The sequence below is a fragment of the Pseudomonas sp. LBUM1652 genome (assembly GCF_059716105.1).
Map to the genome: position 1 here is coordinate 6,014,960 of NZ_CP166804.1, position 25,633 is coordinate 6,040,592.

A 25,633-nucleotide genomic window follows, 5' to 3' on the forward strand; every position below is an offset into this window, starting at 1 on the left:
TGACAGCTTCGAGCGAGTGCGCCGCAGCTCCCCCGCTCAAAGCCTAGCACCTAGCCCTGCAATGCACTGAGGGTCAGGTCCAGACACTTGCGTGCCTTTGTAACCAACTCATCGATCTCCGCTTTGCTGATCACCAGCGGCGGCGCGATGATCATGGTGTCGCCCACGGCACGCATGATCAGCCCGTTATCGAAGCAGAACTGCCGGCAGATCATGCCGACGCCCTTGCCTTCGTAACGCTTGCGAGTGGCTTTGTCCTGCACCAGCTCGATCGCCCCCAGCAGACCGACTCCGCGAACTTCACCCACCAGCGGGTGATCGTTCAGTTCCCGCAGACGTTTCTGCAAATACGGTGCCGTTTCGTTGTGGACGTTCTCGATAATTTTTTCGTCGCGCAGAATGCGGATGTTTTCCAGCCCCACCGCCGCCGCCACCGGGTGACCGGAGTAGGTGAAGCCGTGGTTGAAGTCGCCGCCTTCGTTGAGCACGGCCACCACCGAGTCACGGACGATCAGGCCACCCATTGGGATATAGCCGGAGGTCAGGCCTTTGGCGATGGTCATCATGTCGGGTTTGAGGTCGTAGAAATCGCTACCGAACCACTCACCGGTACGGCCGAAGCCGCAAATCACTTCGTCGGCGACGAAGAGGATGTCGTACTTGGCGAGGATTTCCTTGATACGCGGCCAGTAGCTGTCTGGTGGAATGATCACGCCACCGGCACCCTGGATCGGCTCGGCAATAAAGGCACCGACGTTGTCGACGCCGACTTCGAGAATTTTCTCTTCCAGTTGATTGGCCGCCCAGACACCGAACTCTTCCGGCGACATGTCGCCGCCTTCGGCAAACCAGTACGGCTGAGCGATGTGGACGATGCCCGGTATCGGCAAGTCGCCCTGTTCGTGCATATAAGTCATGCCACCCAGGCTCGCGCCAGCCACGGTGGAACCGTGATAACCGTTCTTGCGGCTGATGATGACTTTCTTGTTCGGCTGGCCCTTGATCGCCCAGTAATGGCGAACCATACGCAGCATGGTGTCGTTGCCTTCGGAGCCGGAACCGGTGAAGAACACATGGTTCATGCCTTCTGGCGCGACGTTGGCGATGGCCTTGGCCAGTTCCAGTGCCGGCGGGTGCGCGGTCTGGAAGAACAGGTTGTAGTAAGGCAGTTCGCGCATTTGTTTGGCGGCGGCGTCGGCCAGTTCATCGCGACCATAACCGATGGCCACGCACCACAGACCGGCCATGCCGTCGAGGATCTTGTTGCCTTCGCTGTCCCACAGGTAAACGCCCTTGGCGTTGGTAATGATCCGTGGGCCCTTCTCTTTCAATTGCTTGAAGTCGCTGAACGGGGCCAGGTGGTGGTCGCTGCTCAGCGCTTGCCACTCACGGGTTTGCGGGTTGTTGCTGGTCATGCCAATTCTCCTTGTTATCGGTGAAGACGCGGCGCCTGAGCACCGCGCCCGGCGTATCAGACGGCGAAGAGCAGGTACTCACGCTCCCACGAACTGATCACGCGCTTGAAGTTTTCATGTTCGGCCCGCTTGACCGCGACGTAGCCCGTGATGAAAGTTTTGCCCAGATATTTCTCGATGGTTGCGCTGTTTTCCATACGCTCCAGCGCGTCCTCGATGGTCAGCGGCAGGCGCAGGTTGCGGCGCTCATAGCCACGACCGACCACCGGCGCACTCGGGTTGAGGCCTTCAACCATGCCGATGTAACCGCAGAGCAGGCTCGCGGCAATCGCCAGATACGGGTTGGCGTCGGCGCCCGGCAGGCGGTTTTCCACACGGCGGTTCTGCGGGCCGGCATCCGGTACGCGCAGGCCCACGGTGCGGTTCTCTTCGCCCCACTCCACGTTCACCGGCGCCGAGGTGTCCGGCAGGAAGCGGCGGAACGAGTTGACGTTCGGCGCGAACAGCGGCAACAGCTCGGGGATCAGTTTCTGCAAGCCACCGATGTGGTGCAGGAACAACTGGCTCATGGTCCCGTCTTCATTGGAGAAAACGTTCTTGCCGGTTTCGATGTCGATGATGCTCTGGTGCAAGTGCATGGCACTGCCCGGCTCGCCCGTCATCGGCTTGGCCATGAAGGTCGCGGCCACGTCGTGCTTGAGCGCGGCTTCACGCATGGTGCGTTTGAACACCAGAATCTGATCGGCCAGCGACAGCGCGTCGCCGTGACGGAAGTTGATTTCCATCTGCGCCGTGCCGTCTTCGTGGATCAACGTGTCGAGGTCCAGCTCCTGCAATTCGCACCAGTCGTAGACGTCTTCGAACAGCGGGTCGAATTCGTTCGCTGCTTCAATAGAGAACGACTGACGTCCGATTTCCGGACGCCCGGAACGGCCGATCGGTGGCTGCAACGGATAGTCCGGGTCGTCACTGCGCTTGGTCAGGTAGAACTCCATTTCCGGCGCCACGATTGGCTGCCAGCCTTTGTCGGCGTAGAGCTTCAACACTTTCTTGAGGACGTTGCGCGGCGACAGCTCGATCGGGTTGCCTTGCTTGTCATAGGTGTCGTGGATCACCTGGGCAGTCGGCTCTATGGCCCATGGCACCAGATACACGGCGTTCTGGTCGGGGCGGCAGATCATGTCGATGTCGGCCGGGTCGAGCAGTTCGTAATAGATGTCGTCTTCGACATAGTCGCCGGTCACGGTCTGCAGCAGCACGCTCTCTGGCAGGCGCATGCCTTTTTCGGCGATGAACTTGTTGGTCGGCGAGATCTTGCCCCGGGTGATACCGGTCAAGTCGGCGATCATGCATTCGACTTCTGTGATCTTGTGGTCTTTCAACCAATCGGTGAGCTGGTCGAGGTTGTTACTCATAAATGCCTCTGGGCTGAGTCTCCTGACAGGGTGTCAGGCAAAGTTTGACGCCTGGGCGTCGCGTTAAAGGGGGCTTGCTTGCGCGCAGTACCGGCTTACGCCCGGCACCGCGCATAGACAATGAAAGAGGAGCTTACCTGCCCTTTACGCTGGCGTTGCATTTCCTGTGCAAACTCATGGCGTGCAGAATCATGAGCACGCTTTGCGGAGCGGCACGGGCTTTGGGAGAGAAAGAGATCTATATTGAAAGGAGACGCCATAAAGCGGATGCCTTGTCGTGCGTCCAGAATATCGGACGCTGCCGTTTTGGCTGCGGCTGACGACAACTTCGTCGCCAGGCTGCGAGCCTCAAAGGCTGCACTCTGTACGGACGATTCGCCACTGATGGGATAAGCATGCAGACCGGACTGTTGCGAGCAGTCGGTGACGCCGATTATCGGCAGGCGAGACATGAAGCACCCCGGTATTATTGCTGTTATGGGTTTGATCGGAGCTTAGCCTTGTTCATTTTTTTACACAACACCCCCGTAAAAAATACAACACGGCCTGCTCAAGCCCGCGGGTGCCAAGTCTCCCAAGGACAAAAAAATGCCCAAAACTGCCCCATAAATGCCCTCACAGCGCTTTTTTAGGGCAAAAAAGGCCTTGCTTGACTTCGGCAGGCCGTTCGGGTTGACTGAAACCAGAAAAGATCAATGATTGATATTTTTAACAACAAAGGTGTTGCATCATGTCGGTACCCCCGCGTGCCGTTCAGCTCAACGAAGCGAACGCGTTCCTTAAGGAACATCCTGAGGTTCTGTACGTTGACCTTCTGATTGCGGATATGAATGGTGTGGTGCGCGGCAAGCGCATTGAACGCACCAGCCTCCACAAGGTTTACGAGAAAGGCATCAACCTGCCGGCCTCTCTATTTGCTCTGGATATCAATGGCTCTACGGTGGAAAGCACCGGCCTGGGCCTGGACATCGGCGACGCCGATCGTATCTGCTATCCAATCCCCGATACCCTGTGCAACGAGCCATGGCAGAAGCGCCCTACCGCGCAACTGTTGATGACCATGCACGAACTCGAAGGCGACCCGTTCTTTGCGGATCCGCGCGAAGTACTCCGTCAAGTTGTTGCAAAGTTTGACGAGCTCGGCTTGACCATCTGCGCCGCTTTCGAACTCGAGTTCTACCTGATCGACCAGGAAAACGTGAACGGGCGTCCACAGCCGCCACGCTCGCCGATCTCCGGCAAACGCCCGCACTCGACTCAGGTCTACCTGATCGACGACCTCGACGAATACGTCGACTGCCTCCAGGACATTCTGGAAGGTGCAAAAGAGCAAGGCATCCCGGCCGACGCCATCGTCAAGGAAAGTGCCCCGGCGCAGTTCGAAGTGAACCTGCACCACGTCGCCGACCCGATCAAGGCGTGCGACTACGCGGTACTGCTCAAGCGTCTGATCAAAAACATCGCCTACGACCATGAAATGGACACCACCTTCATGGCCAAGCCTTACCCGGGCCAGGCAGGTAATGGTTTGCACGTGCATATTTCGATTCTGGACAAAGAAGGCAAGAACATCTTTGCCAGCGAGGATCCCGAGCAGAACGCCGCATTGCGTCACGCAATCGGCGGTGTGCTGGAGACCCTGCCCGCTCAAATGGCGTTCCTGTGCCCGAACGTCAACTCGTACCGCCGTTTCGGTGCACAGTTCTACGTGCCGAACTCGCCGTGCTGGGGCCTGGACAACCGCACCGTGGCGATTCGCGTACCGACCGGCTCGTCCGATGCCGTGCGTATCGAGCATCGTGTAGCCGGCGCCGACGCCAACCCGTACCTGCTAATGGCTTCGGTTCTGGCCGGCGTGCACCACGGCCTGACCAACAAGATCGAGCCGGGCGCGCCTGTCGAAGGCAACAGCTACGAGCAGAACGAGCAAAGCCTGCCGAACAACTTGCGCGATGCCCTGCGTGAGCTGGACGACAGCGAGGTGATGGCCAAGTACATCGATCCGAAATACATCGATATCTTCGTCGCCTGTAAAGAGAGCGAGCTGGAGGAGTTCGAACACTCCATCTCCGACCTCGAGTACAACTGGTACCTGCATACCGTTTAAGCGGATTGCAGCTTCAGAAAAAACGCCGTTGGCTGATTCAGCCCACGGCGTTTTTTTATGGCCTCTGTGGCGAGGGGATTTATCCCCGATGGGCTGCACAGCAGCCGTAAACCCTGAGAACCAGTTATTCCTGATACACCAAGCTGAATGGCTTTGGGGCCGCTTCGCAGCCCATCGGGGATAAATCCCCTCGCCACAGGTCGGCAGACAACACCGAACCCGCCTCGTACAATGCCCGCTGCCCCGCAGGAGACTTCCATGACGCGACCCGCCCCCCTTCGCAAACCCCGCGCCCGCAGTCAGGCACGGATCGATTCGATACTCGACGCCGCGCGTATTTTGCTGGCAACCGAGGGCGTGGCCAGTCTGTCGATCTACAGCGTGGCCGAGCGCGCACAGATTCCGCCCTCCTCGGTTTATCACTTCTTCGCCAGCGTCCCGGCGCTGCTCGAAGCACTGACGGCGGATGTGCACGCGGCATTCCGCGCCTGCCTGCAAGCGCCGATCGATCATGAGGCCCTGCGCGACTGGCGCGACCTGTCACGACTGGTTGAACAGCGGATGTTGGAGATCTACGACGAAGACGCTGCCGCCCGCCAATTGATCCTCGCCCAGCACGGGCTCACTGAAGTCACCCAGGCTGACCGTCAGCACGACATCGAGTTGGGCGACCTGATGCACAAGCTGTTCGACCATCACTTCGAACTGCCGAGGCTGCCGGATGATGTCGATGTGTTTGCTCTCGCCATGGAGCTGGGCGACCGCGTCTATGCGCGCTCGGTGCAGCAGCACGGGCAGATTACGCCGCGCATGGCTGAAGAAGGGATGCGGGTGTTTGATGCTTATATCGGGCTGTATCTGCCGACGTATTTACCCAAGCGTTGAGACATGATCGTTCCCACGCTCTGCGTGGGAACGATCGCCAGGCACAAAAAAACCCCGAAGGGCTCATACCCTCCGGGGTTGTTTTTATCCACAGCCTTACAACTTGGCGATGGAAACCTCAGTGGATTTCACAAAGGCAATCACTTCGCTGCCGACCACCAGTTCCAGCTCCTTGACCGAGCGAGTGGTGATCACCGAAGTGACGATGCCGGAAGCGGTCTGCACGTCGATTTCCGAAAGCACGTCACCGAGAACGATTTCCTTGATCGAGCCTTTGAACTGGTTGCGGACGTTGATGGCTTTGATAGTCATGGCAATGATTCCTGTCGTTTGCTTGAGTTATTGAGCCCAACGCAGTTGCGTAGGCAGTGGTGAAACAGGTTCCGGCGCCGGCGGTTCGCCGGGCAGGGACAGAACGCGGTTGAGCACTTCAGTTTCCAGCGCGGCCAACCGGTGCGAACCTCGCACCCTCGGCCGTGGCAGTTCCACAGGCAGATCGAGACCGACTTCGCCGTCCTCGATCAGAATCACTCGATCGGCAATCGCCACCGCTTCGCTGACATCGTGGGTCACCAGCAACACGGTGAAACCATGCTGCTGCCAGAGGCGTTCGATCAGTTGCTGCATCTCGATCCGGGTCAGCGCATCCAGCGCGCCGAGCGGTTCGTCGAGCAACAGCAGACGCGGTTGATGGATCAGCGCTCGCGCCAGAGCGACACGTTGTTTCTGGCCACCCGACAAAGCTGCCGGCCATTCGTTGGCGCGATCCGCCAGCCCCACTGCTTCCAGCGCGTCCAGTGCTTGCGGGCGCCAGTTGCCCCTGAGGCCGAGACCAACGTTGTCGATGATCTTTTTCCACGGCAGCAGCCGTGCTTCCTGAAACATCAGCCGGGTGTCTTCCCGCGCATCGCTGAGCGGCGCTGCACCTGCGAGCAAGTCGCCGCCAGTGGGCTGATCCAAGCCGGCAAGCAAGCGCAGCAAGGTGCTTTTGCCGCAACCACTGCGCCCGACCACAGCGACGAACTGCCCCGCCGGAATGTGCAGATCGATGTCACGCAAAACCTGGCGCGTACCGAAGGTCTTTTGCAGATTGCGCACCGCCAGCGGAATCCCGCGCAGCAGGCGCGGAGGTTGTTGAGCGGTCATGCCGCACCTCCCTTGGCAACCTGATAGGCCGGATGCCAACGCAGCCACACACGCTCGAGTCCTCGTGCTGCGAGGTCGGCGAGCTTGCCGAGCACCGCGTAAAGCAGGATCGCCAGCACCACCACGTCGGTCTGCAAGAACTCCCGGGCGTTCATCGCCAGATAGCCGATGCCGGAGCTGGCGGAAATGGTTTCAGCGACGATCAGCGTCAGCCACATGAAGCCCAACGCGAAGCGCACGCCGACCAGAATCGAAGGCAGCGCGCCCGGCAGAATCACCTGCCAGAACAGGCTAAAACCGGAGAGGCCATAACTGCGCGCCATCTCCACCAGCGCCGGATCGACGTTGCGGATGCCGTGATACGTATTGAGGTAAATCGGGAACAACGTACCCAACGCCACCAGAAAAATCTTCGCTGACTCGTCGATGCCGAACCACAGAATCACCAGTGGAATCAGCGCCAGATGCGGCACATTGCGGATCATCTGCACCGAGCTGTCGAGCAAGCGTTCGCCCCACTTCGACAGGCCAGTGATAAAACCCAGTGCCAGACCGATGCCGCCACCAATGATAAAACCCAGTGCTGCGCGCCAGCCGCTGATTGCCAGGTGCGTCCAGATCTCGCCGCTGCGCACCAGACTGACGCCGGCCTCGATCACCGCCACCGGCGCCGGCAGAATCCGTGTCGACAACCATCCCGCCGACACCGACAACTGCCACACCGCCAGCAGCAACACCGGCAACGCCCACGGCGCGAGGCTGTGGATAATTTTCTTCATGGCGCGCCTCAGCTCTGCGACGCGGCTTTGGGAAGAATGTCGTTGGCCACCATCTCGCCAAACGGGCTGACATAACCGGTGCTTTTCGGCAGTTCCGGGCGCTCAATGTCGAGGTGTGGGAACAACAGTTCGGCGACGCGATACGACTCTTCGAGGTGTGGATAACCGGAGAAGATGAAGGTGTCGATGCCCAAATCGGCGTATTCCTTCACGCGAGCGGCCACAGTCGGGCCATCGCCGACCAGCGCCGTACCGGCACCGCCGCGCACCAGACCGACACCGGCCCACAGGTTCGGGCTGACTTCCAGATTGTCGCGACTGCCGCCATGCAAGGCCGCCATGCGTTGCTGGCCGACCGAATCGAAACGCGCCAGCGAGGCTTGAGCACGAGCGATGGTTTCGTCGTCCAGGTGCGAGATCAGCCGATCCGCCGCTTGCCACGCCTCGGCATTGGTTTCGCGGACGATCACATGCAGGCGGATGCCGAAGCGCACGGTGCGGCCGAGCTTGGCGGCTTTGGCACGCACCTGCTCGATCTTCTCGGCCACTGCGGCTGGCGGTTCGCCCCAGGTCAGGACCATTTCAACTTGCTCGGCAGCCAAGTCCTGCGCCGCCTCCGACGAACCGCCGAAGTACAGCGGCGGACGCGGTTGCTGGATCGGCGGATAGAGCAATTTGGCGCCTTTCACGCTGATGTGCTGACCGTCGTAATCCACGGTTTCGCCTTCCAGCACGCGACGCCAGATGCGGGTGAATTCCACCGAGGCCTGATAGCGTTCTTCGTGGCTGAGGAATAAACCATCACCGGCCAGTTCTTCCGGATCGCCACCGGTCACCAGGTTGAACAGCGCACGACCGCCGGACAGGCGATCCAGGGTTGCAGCCTGACGCGCCGCCACCGTCGGGGAAATGATCCCGGGGCGCAGGGCGACAAGGAACTTCAAACGCTGGGTCACCGGAATCAGCGACGCGGCCACCAGCCACGAATCTTCGCAGGAGCGGCCAGTGGGAATCAGCACACCGCCAAAGCCCAGACGATCCGCCGCTTGCGCGACCTGTTGCAGATAGCCATGGTCGACGGCGCGCGCACCTTCGGCGGTGCCAAGGTAATGGCCGTCGCCGTGGGTAGGCAGGAACCAAAAGATATTGAGGCTCATGGAGTGGTCTCCTTGGGGATTCGAATTACGGGGCTTGGGTGACTGAGCTTTGGGCCACAGCGGCCGGTGGTGTCCAGATCACATCCTTGATGCTCAACGGCTTGGGAATCAGCTTGAGCTGGAAGAAGGTGTCAGCGATTTTCTGTTGCGCGGCGACCACTTCCGGGGTCAGGAACAGCGCGCCGTAGCCTTGGCGTTTCACCGAGGTCAGGGTGATATCCGCCGGCAGACCGAGCAGAGGCGCAACCTGCTGGGTCACGTCTTCAGGATTGGCTTTGGACCACTCGCCGACAGCGCGCACTTCTTCAACGAGGGCTTTGATCACCTCGGGATTTTTCTGCGCGTAAGGTTTGGTCGCCAGATAGAACTGGTGGTTGTCGACGATGCCTTTGCCGTCACGCAGGGTGTGCGCTTGCAGTTGTTTCTCGGCGGCCGCCTGGTACGGATCCCAGATGACCCAGGCGTCGACGCTGCCCCGTTCGAACGCGGCGCGGGCATCGGCCGGCGGCAGGAATACGGTTTGAATGTCGGTGTATTTGAGGCCGGCGTCTTCCAGCGCACGCACCAGCAGGTAGTGGACGTTGGAGCCTTTGTTCAGCACGACTTTCTTGCCCTTCAGATCCGCGACGGATTTGATCGGCGAGTCTTTCGGCACAAGGATCGCTTCGCTGTTAGCCGCTGGCGGCTCGTAGGCGACGTAGAGCAAATCGGCGCCGGCAGCCTGGGCGAATACGGGTGGGGTTTCGCCCGTCACGCCGAAGTCGATCGAGCCGACGTTCAGGCCTTCGAGCAGTTGTGGGCCACCGGGAAATTCAGTCCATTGCACGTCCACGCCTTGGGCGGCCAGACGTTTTTCCAACGTCCCTTTGGCCTTGAGCAGCACCAGCGTGCCGTACTTTTGATAACCGATCCGCAAAGTCTCGGCTTGAGCTTGAGTGATGGCGCCGAAAGACACAGCCGCAGCAAACAGAGCGACCAGACCACGACGCAAAAATACAGTGCGCATAGCGCTCTCCTTTTTTGCTGTTGGGTTTTGGCTGCACCTGCTGGGCCGTTGGCGGCTGAGTAAGGTGAGTACTTCAAATTCCGGTGTAACTGAAAAGCAGGCTCAAATGCTCCAGCGAGCACTCAACAAACGTTCGTTCAACAGGCCCGGCTCCAGCGGTTTAGGCCGGCGGGCCATGGCGCTGACAAACTGCTCCAGCGCTTCATGCAGACGCTGCTCCAGCGCCGGTGCCAGTTGTGCCGCGGCACTGCCTTCGCCATACGCGATCTGGCTGTCCTCGGCAAAAATCCCTTGCAGCATTTCCTGGGCTTTCAGTGCCGACAGCACAGGCTTGAGGGCGTAATCGACCACCAGCATGTGGGCGATGCTGCCACCGGTGGCCATCGGCAAAACAATCTTGTGGCTCAAGGCACGCTCGGGCAGCAGGTCCAGCAGAGTCTTCAGGGCGCCGGAGAACGAAGCCTTGTAAACCGGCGTGGCGATCAGCAGGCCATCGGCGCTTTCAATCTGAGCGAGCAGGTCGAGCACCTTGGGGCTGTCGAAACGGGCGTGGAGCAAATCCTCGGCCGGGAAGTCCCGCACCTGATAACTCACCACTTCCACCCCTTGCTCCTGCAACCAGCGTTGCGAGCGCTCCAGCAACACCCCGGATCGGGAGCGTTGGCTAGGACTGCCACCGAGTGAGACAACCAGCATTCAGACGATTCCTTGAGCGTTACAGGCGATTCGCGGGTTGCGATCTCGCTTCGATGGGAGTGACCTTACCAGTTGATTTATATATCCATAAATCATATTTATTCATTTAGTTATGCATTTTAGAGATATACGTTCTACCTTTTTTCGGGCGAAAAAAAGGCCGTCGAAACGGCCCGAAATCCCCTGCTTTGTGGCTACACGCTGATCGTTCCCACGTCGAGGCGTCAAACCGTCTGCGTGGGGATGAATCCATGGACGCTCCGCGTTCACTGTGACGCGGAGCGTCACGGGCGACATTCCCACGCGGAGCATGGGAACGATCGCCTCAAAAGGTTATTTGTTCGGCTGCGGCGTCAGGCGCAGATATGGCTTCACCGCGCGATACCCCTTTGGAAAGCGTTTCTTGATCTCTTCCTCATCCTTGAGCGACGGCACGATCACCACCTCCTCACCGTCCTGCCAGTTGGCCGGCGTGGCCACTTTGTAGTTGTCGGTGAGTTGCAGCGAATCGATCACCCGCAGGATCTCGTGGAAGTTGCGCCCGGTGCTCGCCGGGTAGGTGATGGTCAGGCGAATCTTCTTGTTGGGATCGATCACGAACAGCGAACGCACGGTGAGGGTGTCGTTGGCATTCGGGTGGATCAGGTCGTAAAGATCGGAAACCTTGCGATCGGCATCGGCCAGGATCGGGAAGTTGACGATCGTGTTCTGGGTTTCATTGATGTCTTCGATCCACTTGTGGTGCGAGTCCACCGGGTCGACCGACAGCGCGATGGCTTTGACGCCGCGCTTGCTGAACTCATCCTTGAGCTTGGCGGTAAAACCCAGCTCGGTGGTGCACACCGGGGTGAAGTCCGCCGGGTGGGAGAACAGCACGCCCCAGCTATCGCCCAGCCATTCGTGGAAACGAATCTTGCCGGCGCTGGAGTCTTGTTCGAAATCGGGGGCGATGTCGCCGAGTCTGAGGCTCATGGTGCTGCTCCTGATGAGTTGTTGGAGACCTCAACTGTAGCTTGGCTTTTGATCTTCTGAAAAAGAATAAATAAATAGATATCTAGATCTTAAAAGAATATTAAAGATCTGTTCACTGGACGCCCGGCCGCATCCCGACGAACATCGGTCGCAAGGTTCGAGAAGGCCTTGAGTTGCTGTAAAGAGGGAAATTCGGGGAGGGCTTACGGGGGTGGGCCTGACTCGAAAACGCAAAAGCCCCGTCCGGCGCGATGCCGGACGGGGCTTTTTTACTCCAGATACTTGAGCGCGCTATTACAGCAGCGGGATCGAGTAGCTGACGATCAGGCGGTTTTCATCCTGGTCGCGAACGCCCGGAATGTTGGTGCGCCAAGTAGCGTTTTTCCACATGACGCCAACGTTCTTCAGCGGGCCTTCCGGTACAACGTAACCAACGGTCAGGTCGCGTTCCCATTCGGAGCTGTTAGTGCCAGCAGGTGCGGAAGAGGTTCTGTTGGTGTCGATATCGTCACCACGCAGATAGACCATACCCGCTGTCAGGCCAGGCACGCCGACTTTCGCGAAGTCATACGAGTAGCGTGCTTGCCAGGTTTTCTCGCCAGCACGACCGAACTTCTGGATCTGCATGTCGGTGATGGTGTAGTTCGACGAACCGTCGCCCTGGTTCAGCCAAGGGAAGTCGCTACTACCATTGGAAACCTGGTAACCGCCGCCGAAGGTATGACCCGCAACGGTGTACAGGAACAGGCCGCTGTACAGGTTGTTGTCGACTTTACCTTTGCCATTCGACGTGCTGCTGTAGTTACCGTTGCTGTAATAAGCAGGGGTGTTGCTGTTAGCGCCGTCATCCGAGCTGTTGAAATAACGGAAGTCGGATTTCAATACACCTGGACCGATGGCCCAGTTGTGTACCAGACCCAGGAAGTGTTGCTTGTAGAAATCTTCCAGGTTGCCGTAGTAGTACTGGGCAGTCAGGTCTTTGGTGATCTTGTAGTCACCACCGCCGTAGATGAACTTGTTGCTGTTGGCGGTACGCGCGCTGGCACCACCGATCGACAGATTCTCGTTGTTGCTGGAGTTACGACCTTTCACAGCTTCGATCTGACCGCCGACCAGAGTCAGGTCCTTGATCTCGCCGGAAGTGATTTGCCCACCCTGCCAGGTTTGCGGCAGCAGGCGACCATCGTTGGTCACGATAACCGGCAGTTTTGGCTGCAGGGTACCCAGCTTCAATTCAGTCTGAGAAACCTTGACTTTCGCAGTCAGGCCCAGGCTGGAGAAGTTATCAACGGCTTCACCGTTGGACTTGCTCGGAAATACGGTGCCACCGTACGAGTTGTTGCTCGCACCGTTTGTGCCGCCGCCCGAATCCAGACGGACACCCAGCAGGCCGATTGCATCGAGACCGAAGCCTACGGTGCCTTGGGTGTAACCCGATATGAAACGCAGATCGAAGCCTTGACCCCATTCTTCGTTCTTGTTGGCGCCTGGGCCGCTACGGTTATCCGTGTTGATGTAGAAGTTACGCAGCCCCAAAGTTGCCTTGCTGTCTTCGATGAAACCGGCGGCGCCTGCCTGCTGCGCCATAACCCCTACGGCCACAGCCAGGGCCAAGGTGGACTTGTTCATGTAAAGCTCCTCTCGTTTCTAATTCTTGTGTTCCTGGCCCGGGATCTGATGCCCTGAGTCCTAAGATGCGCGATTAGCGCCAGACCGTGACTGACAAGTCAATCGTAACCTTGTGTGTCTACGACCAAGGTCTAATCGCAGTGATTTGGTCCGTGCAGGGTAAAGACTTCCTGATAAACCCAAAAAGAATTTATTCATTCTTTTTCATATCATTTCGGAATATGGCCAGTAAGTGGCCATCAATGCCGGGATACAGCGTATCGGCGACTAAGCTCATTCCTAAATGGTATTTGTTAGCCTTTTTTTAGATCGATTAGCTTTGGCGCAACCCAAACACGTCAAACCCTATCGAAAAGGCGACGCCATGATGGCCAAACGCGCACTATCTAGTCAATTTGTTACAGTTTGTGTGTCAGCACTGATTTCTTTTTCCGCTCACGCCGCCAACCTTACTGTGGGTTACCAGACCGGGATCGACCCGAGCAAAGTCCCTCAGGCCGACGGCGTCTACGAGAAAACCATTGGCGAGAAGATCGACTGGCGTCGTTTCAACAGTGGCCCGGAAGTTGTGACAGCCATTGCTTCCGGTGATGTGCAGATCGGCAACCTCGGTTCCAGCCCCCTCGCTGCAGCCGCTTCGCGCAACTTGCCGATTGTTGCCTTCATCGTGTCGGCACAGATCAACGCCGCCGAAGCCTTGGTGGTGCGCAACGGCAGCGGCATCAACAACCCGCAGGATCTGGTGGGCAAAACCATCGCCACGCCCTTCGTGTCCACCTCTCACTACAGCCTGCTCGGCGCACTCAAGCACTGGGGCCTGGACACTTCAAAAGTCAAAGTGGTGAACCTGCAACCGGCGGAAATCGCGGCGGCCTGGAAGCGCGGGGATATTGATGGCGCCTTTGTCTGGTCGCCGGCACTGGGTGAAATCCGCAAGACCGGCAAGACCCTGACCGATGCCGCACAGGTCGGCCAGTGGGGTGCTCCAACCTTCGAAGTCTGGGTCGCGCGAAAGGACTTCGCCGAGAAGCATCCTGAGGTCGTGGCCAAATTTGCCAAGGTCACACTGGACTCGTTCGCTGACTATGCGGCGCATAAAGACAGCTGGACGGCTGACTCCGAGCCTGTGCAAAAAATCGCCAAACTGACCGGTGCCAACGCGGTTGATGTTCCTGAGTTACTGGCCGGTTCTGCATTTCCTGATGCCAAGGCACAGAAAACTACTGCGCTGCTGGACGGCGGCACGGCGAAGGCGATCGGGGAGACGGCGAAGTTTCTGAAGGAACAGGGCAAGGTTGAGACGGTGCTGACGGATTACTCGCCTTATGTCAGCGCGAAGTTCGTAGCTGAATAAAAAACCTGTAGGAGCTGCCGAAGGCTGCGATCTTTTAATCTTGTCTTTTTATAAACAAGGTCAAAAGATCGCAGCCTCGTTTCACTCGACAGCGCCTACAGAGCTCCTGATCAGGATCAAAGGGTTTTTTCGAAGATCTTCGAATTACGCTGATAGTTGTACAGCGACGCCCGCGCCGCAGGCAGACGTTCAACGCTGCTCGGTTCGAACCCGCGCTCACGGAACCAGTGCGCGGTGCGGGTGGTGAGGACGAACAGCGTCTTCAAACCCTGCGCACGGGCACGCGTCTCGATGCGTTCCAGCAGTTCATCACCACGACCGCCATGACGGTACTCCGGGTTCACCGCCAGACAGGCCAGCTCACCGGCATCCGAATCGGCAATCTGATAGAGCGCCGCACAGGCGATGATCATGCCTTCACGCTCGACCACGCTGAACTGCTCGATCTCGCGCTCCAGCACTTCGCGCGAACGACGCACCAGAATCCCCTGCTCTTCCAGCGGACTGATCAGGTCGAGCAAGCCACCGACGTCTTCAATCGCCGCCTCACGCACCAGTTCGAATTGCTCCTGGGCCACCAGCGTACCGCCACCATCACGGGTGAACAGTTCGGTCAGCAGCGCGCCGTCCTCGGCATAGCTGACGATGTGGCTGCGCGCCACGCCGCCACGACAAGCTTCGGCGGCGGCATCCAGCAGTTCCGCCTGATAGTTGCTGCTGCCCAGACGCTGCAAATGCGCCGGCACTTGCTGTGGGCGCAGTTCGCGCACCAGCCTGCCGTTCTCGTCGATCAAGCCGAGGTCAGCGCCGAACAGCAGCAGCTTGTCGGCACCCAGATCGATGGCGGCGCGGGTGGCGACGTCTTCGCAGGCGAGGTTGAAAATCTCACCGGTCGGCGAGTAGCCCAGTGGCGACAGCAGCACGATGGAGCGCTCGTCGAGCAGACGATTGATGCCCTTGCGATCGACCCGACGCACTTCGCCGGTGTGGTGATAGTCGACGCCTTCAAGTACGCCGATCGGGCGCGCGGTGACGAGGTTGCCGCTGGCCACGCGCAGGCGCGAGCCCTGCATTGGCGATGAGGCCATGTCCATCGACAGCCGTGCTTCGATGGCGATGCGCAACTGGCCAACCGCGTCGATCACACACTCAAGGGTCGCGGCATCGGTGATGCGCATGCCGTGGTGGTAATGCGGGGTCAGGCCACGCGCGGCGAGGCGGGTTTCGATCTGTGGGCGCGATCCGTGTACCAGCACCAGACGCACGCCGAGACTGTGCAGCAGCACGATGTCGTGAACGATGTTACCGAAGTTCGGATGCTCCACCCCATCGCCGGGCAGCATGACGACAAAGGTGCAGTCGCGATGGGCATTAATATAAGGAGACGCGTGACGAAGCCAATTGACGTATTCGGGCATGAACCTGGGCCTGTAATAAAGAGCAGCCGGGAAAAAGGGCGAAACGGAAAACGCACAGCGGGCTGATGGTTATCGTCGGAACAGGCTTGGCGACACGCGCGCTCTCCTCATGAATACGGGTTGGGTAACCGCTAATTTAACGGCTTGCCCCTGTAGGAGCTGCCGAAGGCTGCGATCTTTTGATCTTCAAAACAAAACCAAAAGATCGCAGCCTTCGGCAGCTCCTACAAGGAATGCGTTCAATTCTTAAGGCAGTAATGTTCAATCAGCTGTCGCAATAGATGCACGGTAGGCTGTAAACGTGACATTTCAAGGTACTCGCCGGGCTGATGCGCACAGGCGATGTCGCCGGGGCCGAGCACGATGGTTTCGCAGCCAAGGCGCTGAAGATAAGGCGCTTCGGTGCCGAACGCTACCGCTTCAGCCTTGTGGCCTGTGAGTTTTTCCGCTATCCGCACCAGTTCAACGTCTTCAGCCTGCTCGAACGGCGGCACTTCGGGGAACAGTGGCTTGTAATCGATCTTCACCTGATGCCGCTCGGCAACCGGTTTGAGCTTGCGCAGAATCTCGGCACGCAGGACTTTCGGGTCCATGCCCGGCAGCGGTCGCAAGTCAAACTCCAGGGAACACTGGCCGCAGATGCGGTTGGGGTTATCGCCGCCATGGATGCAGCCGAAGTTCATCGTCGGTTGCGGCACGCTGAATTGCGGATTGTTGAATTCGCGCTGCCACAGCAGGCGCAGACCACGCAGTTCACCGATGGCATCGTGCATGGCTTCGAGGGCGCTGTGGCCCAGGCGCGGATCCGACGAGTGGCCGCTCTGCCCGAGAATGTCGATGCGTTCCATCATGATGCCTTTGTGCATGCGGATCGGTTTGAGCCCGGTCGGCTCGCCGATCACTGCAGCACGGCCTAGCGGACGTCCGGCCTCGGCCAGCGCACGGGCGCCGGACATCGAGCTTTCTTCATCGCAGGTCGCGAGGATCAGCAGCGGTTGCTTGAACGGCTGATCGAGCAGCGGTTGCACGGCCTCGATGATCAGGGCGAAGAAGCCCTTCATGTCGCAACTGCCCAAGCCAACCCAACGGCCATCGACTTCGGTGAGTTTCAACGGATCGGTCTGCCACAGCGCGTCGTCGTACGGCACCGTGTCGCTGTGCCCGGCCAGCACCAGCCCACCGGGGCCGCTGCCGAAACTGGCGAGCAGGTTGAATTTTCCGGGGCTGACCTGCTGGATATCGCAACTGAAGCCCAGATCACCCAACCATCCGGCGAGCAAATCGATCACGGGCCGGTTGGACTGATCCAGGCTCGGTTGCGTGCAGCTGACCGACGGCGCAGCAATCAGCGCGGCGAACTGGTCTTTCATGGACGGCAAAGGCATCGCTGACTCCAACTCCCGAATTGAGGTCCATCATAGAACCATCCGGCGCCAGGAATAAACCGCCGCAGGGCGTAGGACGAATCAGTCCTGTACACTGCACGGCCTTGGCAGCCACACATTCCCCCGGCTGCGCTCCCGATCCTGGATTTTCCGGCCATGCAGAAAGAAACCGAAATCAAACTCCGCGTCAGCCGCGAAACCCTCGCTGCCCTGCGCGAGCACCCGTTACTGAAAAAACGCAACAAAAATGGCTGGGAACGCCGTGAGTTGATGAACCAGTACTTCGACACTCCAGAGCGTGACCTGGCCCAGGCCAAAGTCGCCCTGCGCCTGCGCAAGGATGGCGATGAGGTGATTCAGACCCTCAAAACTCGCGGCCAAAGCGTCGCCGGTCTGTCCGAGCGTAACGAGTACGACTGGAAATTGCCCAAAGCCAAACTCGACGTGAAGAAACTCGACGGCGAATGCTGGCCCGAGTCGCTGGCCGAGCTGGACAAGAAAACCCTGAAGCCGATCTTCACCACCGATTTCGTCCGCGAGCGCGCCGAAATCGCCTGGGGCCGCGGCAAGGCCAAAGTGGTCATCGAAGCCGCTCTGGATCTGGGCCACGTCGTGGTCGGCAAACAGAAAGAAGAAATCTGCGAGCTGGAACTGGAATTGCGCGAAGGCGAGCCTGCCGCGCTGCTGGAGCTGGCCGCCGAACTGGCTGAAACCCTGGCCCTGATGCCGTGCGACATCAGCAAGGCCGAGCGCGGCTATCGTCTTTACGACGCCAACAGCTACTCGCTGAGCCTGCCGGCGCCACAACTGACGACCGAAACCCAGCTGGACGATGCATTCGCCGCGCTGTGCTGGCATTTGCTCGGTAGCAGCCAGCGTCTGGCTGAGCAATACCGTTTCAACGGTCACTGGCGTCTGCTGCTGGACTGGGTCGAGAACCTCGCCGAAATGCGCGCCCTGCTCAGCAGCCTCGGCCAGGCCGCACCGCGTCCGTCGACCCACGACCTGCGTGTGGCCCTCGATGCACTGCTGGAAGACTGGCGCCCGCTGGTTCAGGTCGGTATCGAAGATGAAGACGTGCGCAAAGCCGCGCCGGAGCAATTCCTAGAAGAACTGGAAGACCCACGCTGGGGCCTGTTCTCGCTGAACGCGTCCCGCTGGTTACTGGCTCGCACCTGGACTGCCGAGCGCAACACTCGTGGCAACCGTCAGGGCGCCGCGCAACTGCACAGTTGGTTGCCGCGTATGCTGGGCGAAGAAGCCACCTCCCTGCAATTGCAGCGCTATCAGCAGCAGCCGGAAGATCTGGCTGAGCAACTGCCGCGTATCGAGCGCATTCAGGTCTGGCTGCACCACGCGCGTAACGTGCTGGAGATCCCGGAAATGGATCGCCTGTACGGCGAGCTGAACAAACTGGCACAACTGGCCAACGAGCCGACGATCACTGACGAACTGCTCGATGCGCGCAAGCAGCAGGCGATTGCCGTTTATCAGAATCGTGCGTGGAAAATGCTGCTGCGTATGTGATTACTTTGTGGTGAGGGGATTTAGCGAAACGTCGCACCGCCCCGATGGGTCGCGAAGCGGCCCGCTTTTATTAGAAAGCTGGGACTGCTCCGCAGTCCATCGGGGATAAATCCCCTCACCACAGTAAATCCCCTCACCACAAAGGCTTTCAGCGCAGTACCGGCAAACTGGTGGTGGACTTGATCTCCGACAACGCCACAATCGAATTCACTTCCTGTATCCCCGGCACCAGCGACAGCTTCTCGAAGAAGAACCGCTCATACGCCTCGATGTCCGCCGCGACGATGCGCAACAGAAAATCCACCGCGCCCATCAGCACATAACACTCCAGCACTTCCGGAAACCCACGAATCGCCTCGGTGAATTCGGTGAAGTTCGAACGCCCGTGCGCATTGAGTTTGATCTCGGCAAAAATCTGCGTGTTCAGGCCGATTTTCTTGCGATCCAGCAACGTCACCTGCCCGCGAATGATCCCCTCTTCTTTCATCCTCTGAATCCGCCGCCAGCACGGCGATTGCGACAGTCCCACCTGCTCGGCGATCTGCGCACTCGAAAGAGAAGCGTCCTCTTGCAGCAGGGCGAGAATCTTGCGGTCGTAGCTGTCCAGCTCGCTATGCATAGGAAAACCTCTAATTAACCATCTTACGAATTGATCAATTCGATCATTCGCCAATAACGCCCATCATAGATAAGAAATACCCGGCACCGAATGTAAAAATTCCTCCTGTGATTTTGGAGACCTGCCATGCCCCACCTCGAAGCCGTCAACACCAGTCCGACCCGCGCCGACGTCTGGAACGTCAGCAACGCCCACTGCCTGGCGCAGTATCAGATCCTCGCCGAGGCCGAGCCGGATGTGCTGGTGCGGGTGCTGAATTTATTCGCGCTGCAATTCCTCACGCCCGAGCAGGTCAACGTGCAGCGGCTGGATGACATGCTGTCGATCGACCTGGTGATGAGCGGTTTGAGCTGGCATCGCGCACAAGTGATTGCGGAAAAACTTCGTAACCTGATCAGCGTCTGCTCGGTAAATCTGCAAAGCGCCGACACAGCGTGGGACGCGCCGGCGCAAGCGGCCGGCTGAAAAATCCGGCAACGGCTTCGTCGGGTAGTGGCCCAACGGTCTGCGGGGCCACGACTATCCTTTGCGCAATGTCGCTCAAAAGGAAGCCCGCATGTCCGTTCAACTCGCCACTCAGGACCGCTGGCTGGAACTCAACGATGTATTGCGTGAACTGGTCGCCCAAGGCTTTATCAGCCAGGACTCGGCGGAACAGGCGCTGAATGCCCGTCGTCGCCACGCCGCACATGGCCAGAAGCATCCGCTGGAGTTCATCGCCGGCCAACAACTGGACGACCTCAGCCGACCGGGCAAACACCTCGATCTGGAAAGCCTGACCCTGTGGCTGGCGCAACAGGCCGGGCAGCCGTATTTGCGCATCGACCCGCTGAAGATCAACGTCGCCGCCATCACGCCGCTGATGTCCTATGCCTTTGCCCAACGCCACAAGATTCTCGCCGTCGCCGTCGACCGCGACTCGGTGACCGTGGCCAGCGCCCAGCCCTACGTGAATGGCTGGGAAGCCGACCTGACTCACGTCCTGAAGCTGCCGGTCAAGCGGGTGGTGGCCAACCCGGCGGACATACAGCGTTTCAGTGTCGAGTTTTTCCGCTTGGCCAAATCGGTCAGCGGCGCCAGCAACGCCGATCAGCAGAGCGGCAATCTCGGCAACTTCGAACAACTGCTCAACCTCGGCGCCAGTGATCAGGAGCCGGACGCCAACGATGCGCACATCGTCAACATCGTCGATTGGCTGTTCCAGTACGCCTTTCAGCAGCGCGCCAGCGATATCCATATCGAGCCGCGCCGCGAGCAAGGCACCGTGCGTTTTCGCATCGACGGCGTATTGCACAACGTCTATCAATTCCCGCCGCAAGTGACCATGGCGATTGTCAGCCGCCTGAAAAGCCTCGGCCGGATGAACGTCGCCGAGAAGCGCAAACCCCAGGACGGCCGGGTCAAGACCAAGACCCCGGACGGTGGCGAAGTCGAGCTGCGCCTGTCGACCCTGCCCACCGCGTTCGGCGAAAAAATGGTCATGCGGATCTTCGACCCCGAAGTGCTGCTCAAGGACTTCGATCAGCTCGGGTTTTCAACTGACGACCTGCGCCGCTGGCAAGACATGACCCGCCAGCCCAACGGCATCATTCTGGTTACCGGCCCCACCGGTTCGGGCAAGACCACCACGCTCTACACCACGCTGAAAAAACTGGCGACGCCGGAGGTCAACCTCTGCACCATCGAAGATCCGATCGAGATGGTCGAACCAGCCTTCAACCAGATGCAGGTCCAGCACAACATCGACCTGAGTTTCGCCGCCGGAGTCCGCGCACTGATGCGGCAGGACCCGGACATCATCATGATCGGCGAGATTCGCGACCTCGAAACCGCCGAAATGGCGATTCAGGCGGCGCTGACCGGTCACCTGGTGCTATCGACCTTGCACACCAACGACGCCCCCTCCGCGATCAGCCGCTTGCTGGAACTCGGCGTGCCGCACTATCTGATCAAAGCCACCGTTCTCGGGGTGATGGCGCAACGACTGGTGCGCACCTTGTGCCCGCACTGCAAGGCATCGCTGACCCTGGACGAAGAAGACTGGCAAACCCTGACCCGCCCTTGGCAGGCGCCGTTGCCGAACAATGCACAACGCGCGATCGGCTGCGTGGAGTGCCGCGACACCGGTTATCGCGGCCGCGCCGGGGTCTACGAAATCATGCAACTGAGTGACAGCCTCAAGGCCTTCATCACCCCCGACACCGACCTCACGGCGATCCGTCGCCAGGCGTTCAAGGAGGGTATGCGCAGCTTGCGTCTTTCGGGTGCACAGAAAGTTGCGGCCGGGCTGACGACGATTGAGGAGGTGTTGCGGGTGACGCCGCAAAGCGAGCAGAAATAGCCAAATTGCCATCAAGCGGTTCTTAACCCCGGGCCACGCCGTTATACACGCCACGGTACAGATCGATGCCGTGTGCTGCTGGCGGTTACCTGTTGTGGATCGGCATGGCCGCCGCTGCAGTCGGCGTCACGACGTTTGTCCTGCCGACGCTGCCGTGGGAAATCCAGCTGGTGCTGTTTGCGCTGTTTTCGATCCTGACCGCGCTGTATTGGTGGCGACGCCAACGCACTGCGGTGCGCCGCAGCGATCAACCGAATCTGAATCTGCGGGGCCAGGAGCTGATCGGCAAAGTGTTTGTGGTCAGCGAGGCGATCGTCGACGGCCGCGGCAAAATCAAAGTTGCAGATGGCGTCTGGATTGCCCGTGGGCCTGACACACCGGTCGGCGAGCGCGTTCGCGTAACGGGACAACAAGGCGCGATATTCCTGGTGGAACGTGCCGATTAGTGTGCATGGAACCGGATCGGTAAATGACGATCCAACGCCGTAGTTAACCCCCAGGAGTCACCTAAATCATGCGTCTCAAACTTGCTGTCGCCACTCTGGCCTTGCTGTCCCTTCCCGTTGGTTCAGCGATGGCCGACAGCTTTTGGCGTAACGTCATTTCGTCCGGCGCTACCACTGGCTCGACTTACCTGACCTTCAAGGATCACAAGCTGATCGTCGCTGCGCAGGATGATGCCGGCAGCTTCGTTGCCAGCGATGGCGGCATTCGTGGGCCGTATCTGGAAGCAGCGATGCAGAAAGTCCGCGCCGACAACCCGGGCCTGCAAGCGACGGACATGGAACTGGCGAATGCGATTCTGGCGAAGAATGCCGTGGCTTCCGAGTAAGCCTTTCGCCCACAAAAATGCCGCTCATATGAGCGGCATTTTTTGTGGAGCAAAATCAAAAGATCTTTAGCGGTAATCGTCCACGGGGACACAAGCGCAAAACAGATTGCGATCCCCATAAACGTTATCCACCCGATTCACCGCCGGCCAATACTTGTGAGCCTTGGTGTGCGCATCCGGCGTGATGCCTTGCTCGATGCTGTAGGGCCGCTCCCAGACTCCGGTGACATCCGCCAACGTGTGCGGCGCACGTTTGAGCGGGTTGTCTTCCGCCGGCCAGTTGCCGTTCTGAACTTCGGTGATTTCTGCACGAATGCTCAACATGGCGCCGATGAACCGGTCCAGTTCAGCCTTCGATTCACTCTCGGTCGGTTCGACCATCAATGTCCCCGGCACCGGGAATGACATGGTTGGCGCATGGAAACCGTAATCCATCAAACGCTTGGCGACGTCCTCTTCGCTGATGCCGGTCTGTGCCTTCAACGGCCGCAGATCGAGGATGCATTCATGGGCCACCCGCCCGTTGCGCCCGGTGTAAAGCACCGGGAACGCTCCAGATAAATGCTGCGCCAGATAGTTCGCCGCCAGAATCGCCACTTCACTGGCGTCCGCGAGTTGCGGGCCCATCATGGCGATATACATCCAGCTGATCGGCAGAATACTTGCGCTACCCCACGGCGCCGCGCTGACCGCGCCGTTCTGCGCCAGCGGCCCGTCAATCGGTACCACCGGGTGATTGGCGACGAAGGGCGCGAGATGCGCACGAATGCCGATCGGCCCCATGCCCGGCCCGCCGCCGCCATGGGGAATGCAGAACGTCTTGTGCAGGTTCATGTGTGAGACATCGGCGCCAATATCGGCCGGGCGCGCCAGCCCGACTTGTGCGTTGAGGTTGGCGCCGTCCATGTAAACCTGACCGCCGTGCTGGTGGATAACCTCGCAGATTTCGCTGATGCCCTCCTCGTACACGCCGTGGGTCGATGGATAGGTCGCCATCAGGCACGACAACCGGGCCCCGGCTTCGGCGGCCTTCGCCTTCAAATCCTCCAGATCGACGTTCCCCGCTTCATCGCACTCGACGATCACCACACGCATCCCCGCCATCTGCGCCGAGGCCGGGTTGGTGCCGTGGGCCGAGGACGGAATCAGGCAGATGTCCCGCGTACCCTGCTGGCGGCTCTCGTGATATTTGCGGATCGCCAGCAACCCGGCGTACTCACCCTGTGCGCCGGAGTTTGGCTGCATGCAGATCGCATCGAACCCGGTGATCGCGCACAGCCAACGCTCCAGTTCTTCGATCATCAACGTGTAACCGACCGCCTGCTCTCGCGGCGCAAACGGATGCAGATGGGCGAACTGCGGCCAGGTGATCGGGATCATCTCGCTGGTGGCATTGAGTTTCATGGTGCAGGAGCCCAGCGGGATCATCGACTGATTAAGCGCCAGATCCTTGTTCTCCAACTGCTTGAGATACCGCAGCATCTCGGTTTCGCTGTGATGGGCGTTGAACACCGGATGGCGCAGATAAGGCGTATTGCGCTGGAGGTTTTCCGGAATAGCTGAAACCAGCACTTCAGCGTCAAGATCGTCGACGATCAGCCCATGATCAGCGCCGAGCAACACATCAAACAGCTTCGCCACGGTGTTCTCATCGCACGTTTCATCGAGGCTCAGGCCGACTCGACCACGGCCCGGAATTCTCAGGTTGATCTGTGCGACTTGGGCACTTTCGATAATCGCGGTTTGCGCGCCGCCAACCTCCAGCGTCAGCGTGTCGAAAAACTGCGCGTTGACCCGTTTGATGCCGTGGCGCTCAAGACCGGCAGCCAGAATGCAGGTCAGCCGATGCACGCGCTGGGCGATGCGTTTCAAGCCTTCCGGCCCGTGATAGACCGCATAGAAACTGGCGATATTGGCCAGCAAAACCTGCGCCGTGCAGATGTTCGAATTGGCTTTTTCGCGGCGAATATGTTGCTCGCGGGTCTGCAGGGCCATGCGCAGCGCCACATTGCCCCGAGCGTCTTTCGACACACCGATGATCCGCCCGGGGATTGCCCGTTTGTATTCCTCGCGACTGGCGAAAAACGCGGCGTGCGGGCCGCCGTAGCCCATCGGCACGCCAAAGCGTTGGGATGAACCGAACACCACATCGGCGCCCAGTTCGCCTGGCGGTGTGAGCAACAGCAAACTCAGTAGATCGGTGGCAACACAGGCCAGCGCTTGCTGCGCATGCAAATGATCAATCAATGGCCGCAAATCCCGGATCTCACCATGGCTGTCAGGATATTGCAGCAGCGCACCGAACACCTGGTGCTGCCTCAAGTTATCGACAGCGTCGACGATCACTTCGAAACCGAAGCCTTCGGCGCGGGTCTGCACCACGGAAATGGTCTGGGGATGGCAGTTCTCATCGACGAAAAACAGATTGCTCTTCGACTTGGCAACGCGCTTGGCCAGCGCCATGGCTTCGGCGGCGGCGGTGGCTTCATCGAGCAGCGAGGCATTGGCCAGTTCGAGGCCGGTGAGGTCGATGGTCAGTTGCTGGAAATTCAGCAGCGCTTCGAGCCGGCCTTGGGCGATTTCCGGTTGGTAGGGCGTGTACGCGGTGTACCAACCGGGGTTTTCCAGCACGTTGCGCAGGATGACGGTCGGCGTGAGGGTGCCGTGATAGCCCATGCCGATCAGGCTGGTCCAGACCTGATTCTGCTCGGCATACCCGCGCAGTTTCGCCAGCGCGGCTTGCTCATCCAACGCTGGCGGCAGATCCAGTGCGCGATTGAGGCGGATGCCCGGTGGCACCGTCTGTTCGATCAGCTCGGCCCGGCTGCCGAGGCCGAGGCTGTCGAGCATCGCCTGTTGCTCGGCGGCATCGGGGCCGAGATGACGGCGCAGGAAGGCTTCGGGATCACGTAACTGGCTCAGGGACGGCAACTGGGACATGACGGGCTCT

23 protein-coding genes are annotated in these 25,633 nt (G+C 59.5%); 8 read left to right on the forward strand and 15 right to left on the reverse strand.

The genetic code is table 11. The annotated features are described in order from the left end of the window. Positions 1–50: 50 nt before the first annotated feature. From ACA069_RS27230 to ACA069_RS27240, 3 genes are all read right to left on the reverse strand, one after another. The gene (locus ACA069_RS27230; protein ID WP_401271620.1) at positions 51–1,415 is read right to left on the reverse strand and encodes an aspartate aminotransferase family protein; all 1,365 of its coding nucleotides are present in this window, start codon (positions 1,413–1,415) and stop codon (positions 51–53) included. A gap of 56 nt (positions 1,416–1,471) precedes the next feature. Next, positions 1,472–2,830 carry a glutamine synthetase family protein gene (locus ACA069_RS27235; RefSeq protein WP_034151968.1) on the reverse strand — a complete coding sequence of 453 codons (1,359 nt, stop codon included), beginning with the start codon at positions 2,828–2,830 and terminating at the stop codon, positions 1,472–1,474. A gap of 95 nt (positions 2,831–2,925) precedes the next feature. Beyond that, on the reverse strand, positions 2,926–3,282 hold the full coding sequence (locus ACA069_RS27240) for a gamma-glutamyl-gamma-aminobutyrate hydrolase family protein (protein WP_489880611.1): 357 nt from the start codon (positions 3,280–3,282) through the stop codon (positions 2,926–2,928). Positions 3,283–3,560: 278 nt separating this feature from the next. Between ACA069_RS27240 and ACA069_RS27245 the strand changes: the two genes are divergently transcribed. Both ACA069_RS27245 and ACA069_RS27250 read left to right on the forward strand, forming a co-directional pair. Next, positions 3,561–4,937 (forward strand): glutamine synthetase family protein, encoded by a 1,377-nt coding sequence (locus ACA069_RS27245; RefSeq protein WP_007913842.1) that lies wholly within the window; start codon positions 3,561–3,563, stop codon positions 4,935–4,937. A 258-nt stretch (positions 4,938–5,195) separates the two neighbouring features. Next, entirely contained in the window at positions 5,196–5,822 is a 627-nt protein-coding gene (locus ACA069_RS27250; RefSeq protein ID WP_497615560.1) for a TetR/AcrR family transcriptional regulator, read from the forward strand. Between the two features lie 96 nt (positions 5,823–5,918). On the opposite strand, the gene ACA069_RS27255 is transcribed toward ACA069_RS27250, so the two are convergent. From ACA069_RS27255 to ACA069_RS27290, 8 genes are all read right to left on the reverse strand, one after another. Next, positions 5,919–6,134, reverse strand: a complete 216-nt coding sequence (locus ACA069_RS27255; RefSeq protein ID WP_003229256.1) for a TOBE domain-containing protein — start codon at positions 6,132–6,134, stop codon at positions 5,919–5,921. A gap of 27 nt (positions 6,135–6,161) precedes the next feature. Then, a complete protein-coding gene (gene ssuB / locus ACA069_RS27260; RefSeq protein WP_401264460.1) occupies positions 6,162–6,968 on the reverse strand; it encodes an aliphatic sulfonates ABC transporter ATP-binding protein in 807 nt (268 codons plus the stop codon). Next, on the reverse strand, positions 6,965–7,747 hold the full coding sequence (ssuC, locus tag ACA069_RS27265; RefSeq protein WP_401264462.1) for an aliphatic sulfonate ABC transporter permease SsuC: 783 nt from the start codon (positions 7,745–7,747) through the stop codon (positions 6,965–6,967). Before ssuC ends, ssuB begins: the two co-directional genes overlap by 4 nt. 8 nt (positions 7,748–7,755) lie before the next feature. Further along, the gene (ssuD, locus tag ACA069_RS27270; protein ID WP_187681055.1) at positions 7,756–8,904 is read right to left on the reverse strand and encodes an FMNH2-dependent alkanesulfonate monooxygenase; all 1,149 of its coding nucleotides are present in this window, start codon (positions 8,902–8,904) and stop codon (positions 7,756–7,758) included. 25 nt (positions 8,905–8,929) lie between these two features. Then, positions 8,930–9,910 carry a sulfonate ABC transporter substrate-binding protein gene (locus ACA069_RS27275; protein ID WP_497615561.1) on the reverse strand — a complete coding sequence of 327 codons (981 nt, stop codon included), beginning with the start codon at positions 9,908–9,910 and terminating at the stop codon, positions 8,930–8,932. Positions 9,911–10,012: 102 nt separating this feature from the next. Continuing rightward, a complete protein-coding gene (gene ssuE, locus ACA069_RS27280) occupies positions 10,013–10,606 on the reverse strand; it encodes an NADPH-dependent FMN reductase (RefSeq protein WP_187681057.1) in 594 nt (197 codons plus the stop codon). 333 nt (positions 10,607–10,939) lie between these two features. After that, the gene (locus ACA069_RS27285) at positions 10,940–11,578 is read right to left on the reverse strand and encodes a peroxiredoxin (RefSeq protein ID WP_187681058.1); all 639 of its coding nucleotides are present in this window, start codon (positions 11,576–11,578) and stop codon (positions 10,940–10,942) included. 294 nt (positions 11,579–11,872) lie between these two features. Beyond that, positions 11,873–13,207, reverse strand: coding sequence for an OprD family porin (locus ACA069_RS27290; RefSeq protein WP_497615562.1), 1,335 nt, complete (start codon positions 13,205–13,207; stop codon positions 11,873–11,875). A 364-nt stretch (positions 13,208–13,571) separates the two neighbouring features. Between ACA069_RS27290 and tauA the strand changes: the two genes are divergently transcribed. After that, positions 13,572–14,561 (forward strand): taurine ABC transporter substrate-binding protein, encoded by a 990-nt coding sequence (gene tauA, locus ACA069_RS27295; protein WP_497615563.1) that lies wholly within the window; start codon positions 13,572–13,574, stop codon positions 14,559–14,561. A 116-nt stretch (positions 14,562–14,677) separates the two neighbouring features. On the opposite strand, the gene argA is transcribed toward tauA, so the two are convergent. Both argA and argE read right to left on the reverse strand, forming a co-directional pair. Continuing rightward, on the reverse strand, positions 14,678–15,979 hold the full coding sequence (argA, locus tag ACA069_RS27300) for an amino-acid N-acetyltransferase (protein WP_095186912.1): 1,302 nt from the start codon (positions 15,977–15,979) through the stop codon (positions 14,678–14,680). 239 nt (positions 15,980–16,218) lie between these two features. Beyond that, positions 16,219–17,364, reverse strand: coding sequence for an acetylornithine deacetylase (argE, locus tag ACA069_RS27305; RefSeq protein WP_489880606.1), 1,146 nt, complete (start codon positions 17,362–17,364; stop codon positions 16,219–16,221). 156 nt (positions 17,365–17,520) lie between these two features. Here argE and ACA069_RS27310 point away from each other — a divergent pair, with 156 nt between their 5' ends. Then, complete coding sequence (locus ACA069_RS27310; RefSeq protein ID WP_489880605.1) at positions 17,521–18,891, forward strand: CYTH domain-containing protein; 1,371 nt, start codon at positions 17,521–17,523, stop codon at positions 18,889–18,891. 148 nt (positions 18,892–19,039) lie between these two features. Here the strand turns inward: ACA069_RS27310 and ACA069_RS27315 are convergent, their stop codons facing one another. Then, on the reverse strand, positions 19,040–19,510 hold the full coding sequence (locus ACA069_RS27315) for an Lrp/AsnC family transcriptional regulator (RefSeq protein WP_007913818.1): 471 nt from the start codon (positions 19,508–19,510) through the stop codon (positions 19,040–19,042). Positions 19,511–19,636: 126 nt separating this feature from the next. On the opposite strand from ACA069_RS27315, the gene ACA069_RS27320 reads away from it, so the two are divergent. From ACA069_RS27320 to ACA069_RS27335, 4 genes are all read left to right on the forward strand, one after another. Then, positions 19,637–19,975: an ACT-like domain-containing protein gene (locus ACA069_RS27320; protein WP_497615564.1), complete on the forward strand. Its 339-nt coding sequence runs from the start codon at positions 19,637–19,639 to the stop codon at positions 19,973–19,975. A gap of 91 nt (positions 19,976–20,066) precedes the next feature. Then, a complete protein-coding gene (gene tfpB, locus ACA069_RS27325; RefSeq protein WP_497615565.1) occupies positions 20,067–21,851 on the forward strand; it encodes a type IV pilus assembly ATPase TfpB in 1,785 nt (594 codons plus the stop codon). A gap of 65 nt (positions 21,852–21,916) precedes the next feature. Then, on the forward strand, positions 21,917–22,297 hold the full coding sequence (locus ACA069_RS27330; RefSeq protein ID WP_497615566.1) for an NfeD family protein: 381 nt from the start codon (positions 21,917–21,919) through the stop codon (positions 22,295–22,297). Positions 22,298–22,362: 65 nt separating this feature from the next. Then, positions 22,363–22,683, forward strand: a complete 321-nt coding sequence (locus ACA069_RS27335) for a DUF2388 domain-containing protein (protein WP_169843014.1) — start codon at positions 22,363–22,365, stop codon at positions 22,681–22,683. A gap of 66 nt (positions 22,684–22,749) precedes the next feature. Here ACA069_RS27335 and gcvP read toward each other — a convergent pair whose 3' ends face one another. Beyond that, positions 22,750–25,623 carry an aminomethyl-transferring glycine dehydrogenase gene (gene gcvP, locus ACA069_RS27340; protein ID WP_497615567.1) on the reverse strand — a complete coding sequence of 958 codons (2,874 nt, stop codon included), beginning with the start codon at positions 25,621–25,623 and terminating at the stop codon, positions 22,750–22,752. Between the last annotated feature and the right edge of the window lie 10 nt (positions 25,624–25,633).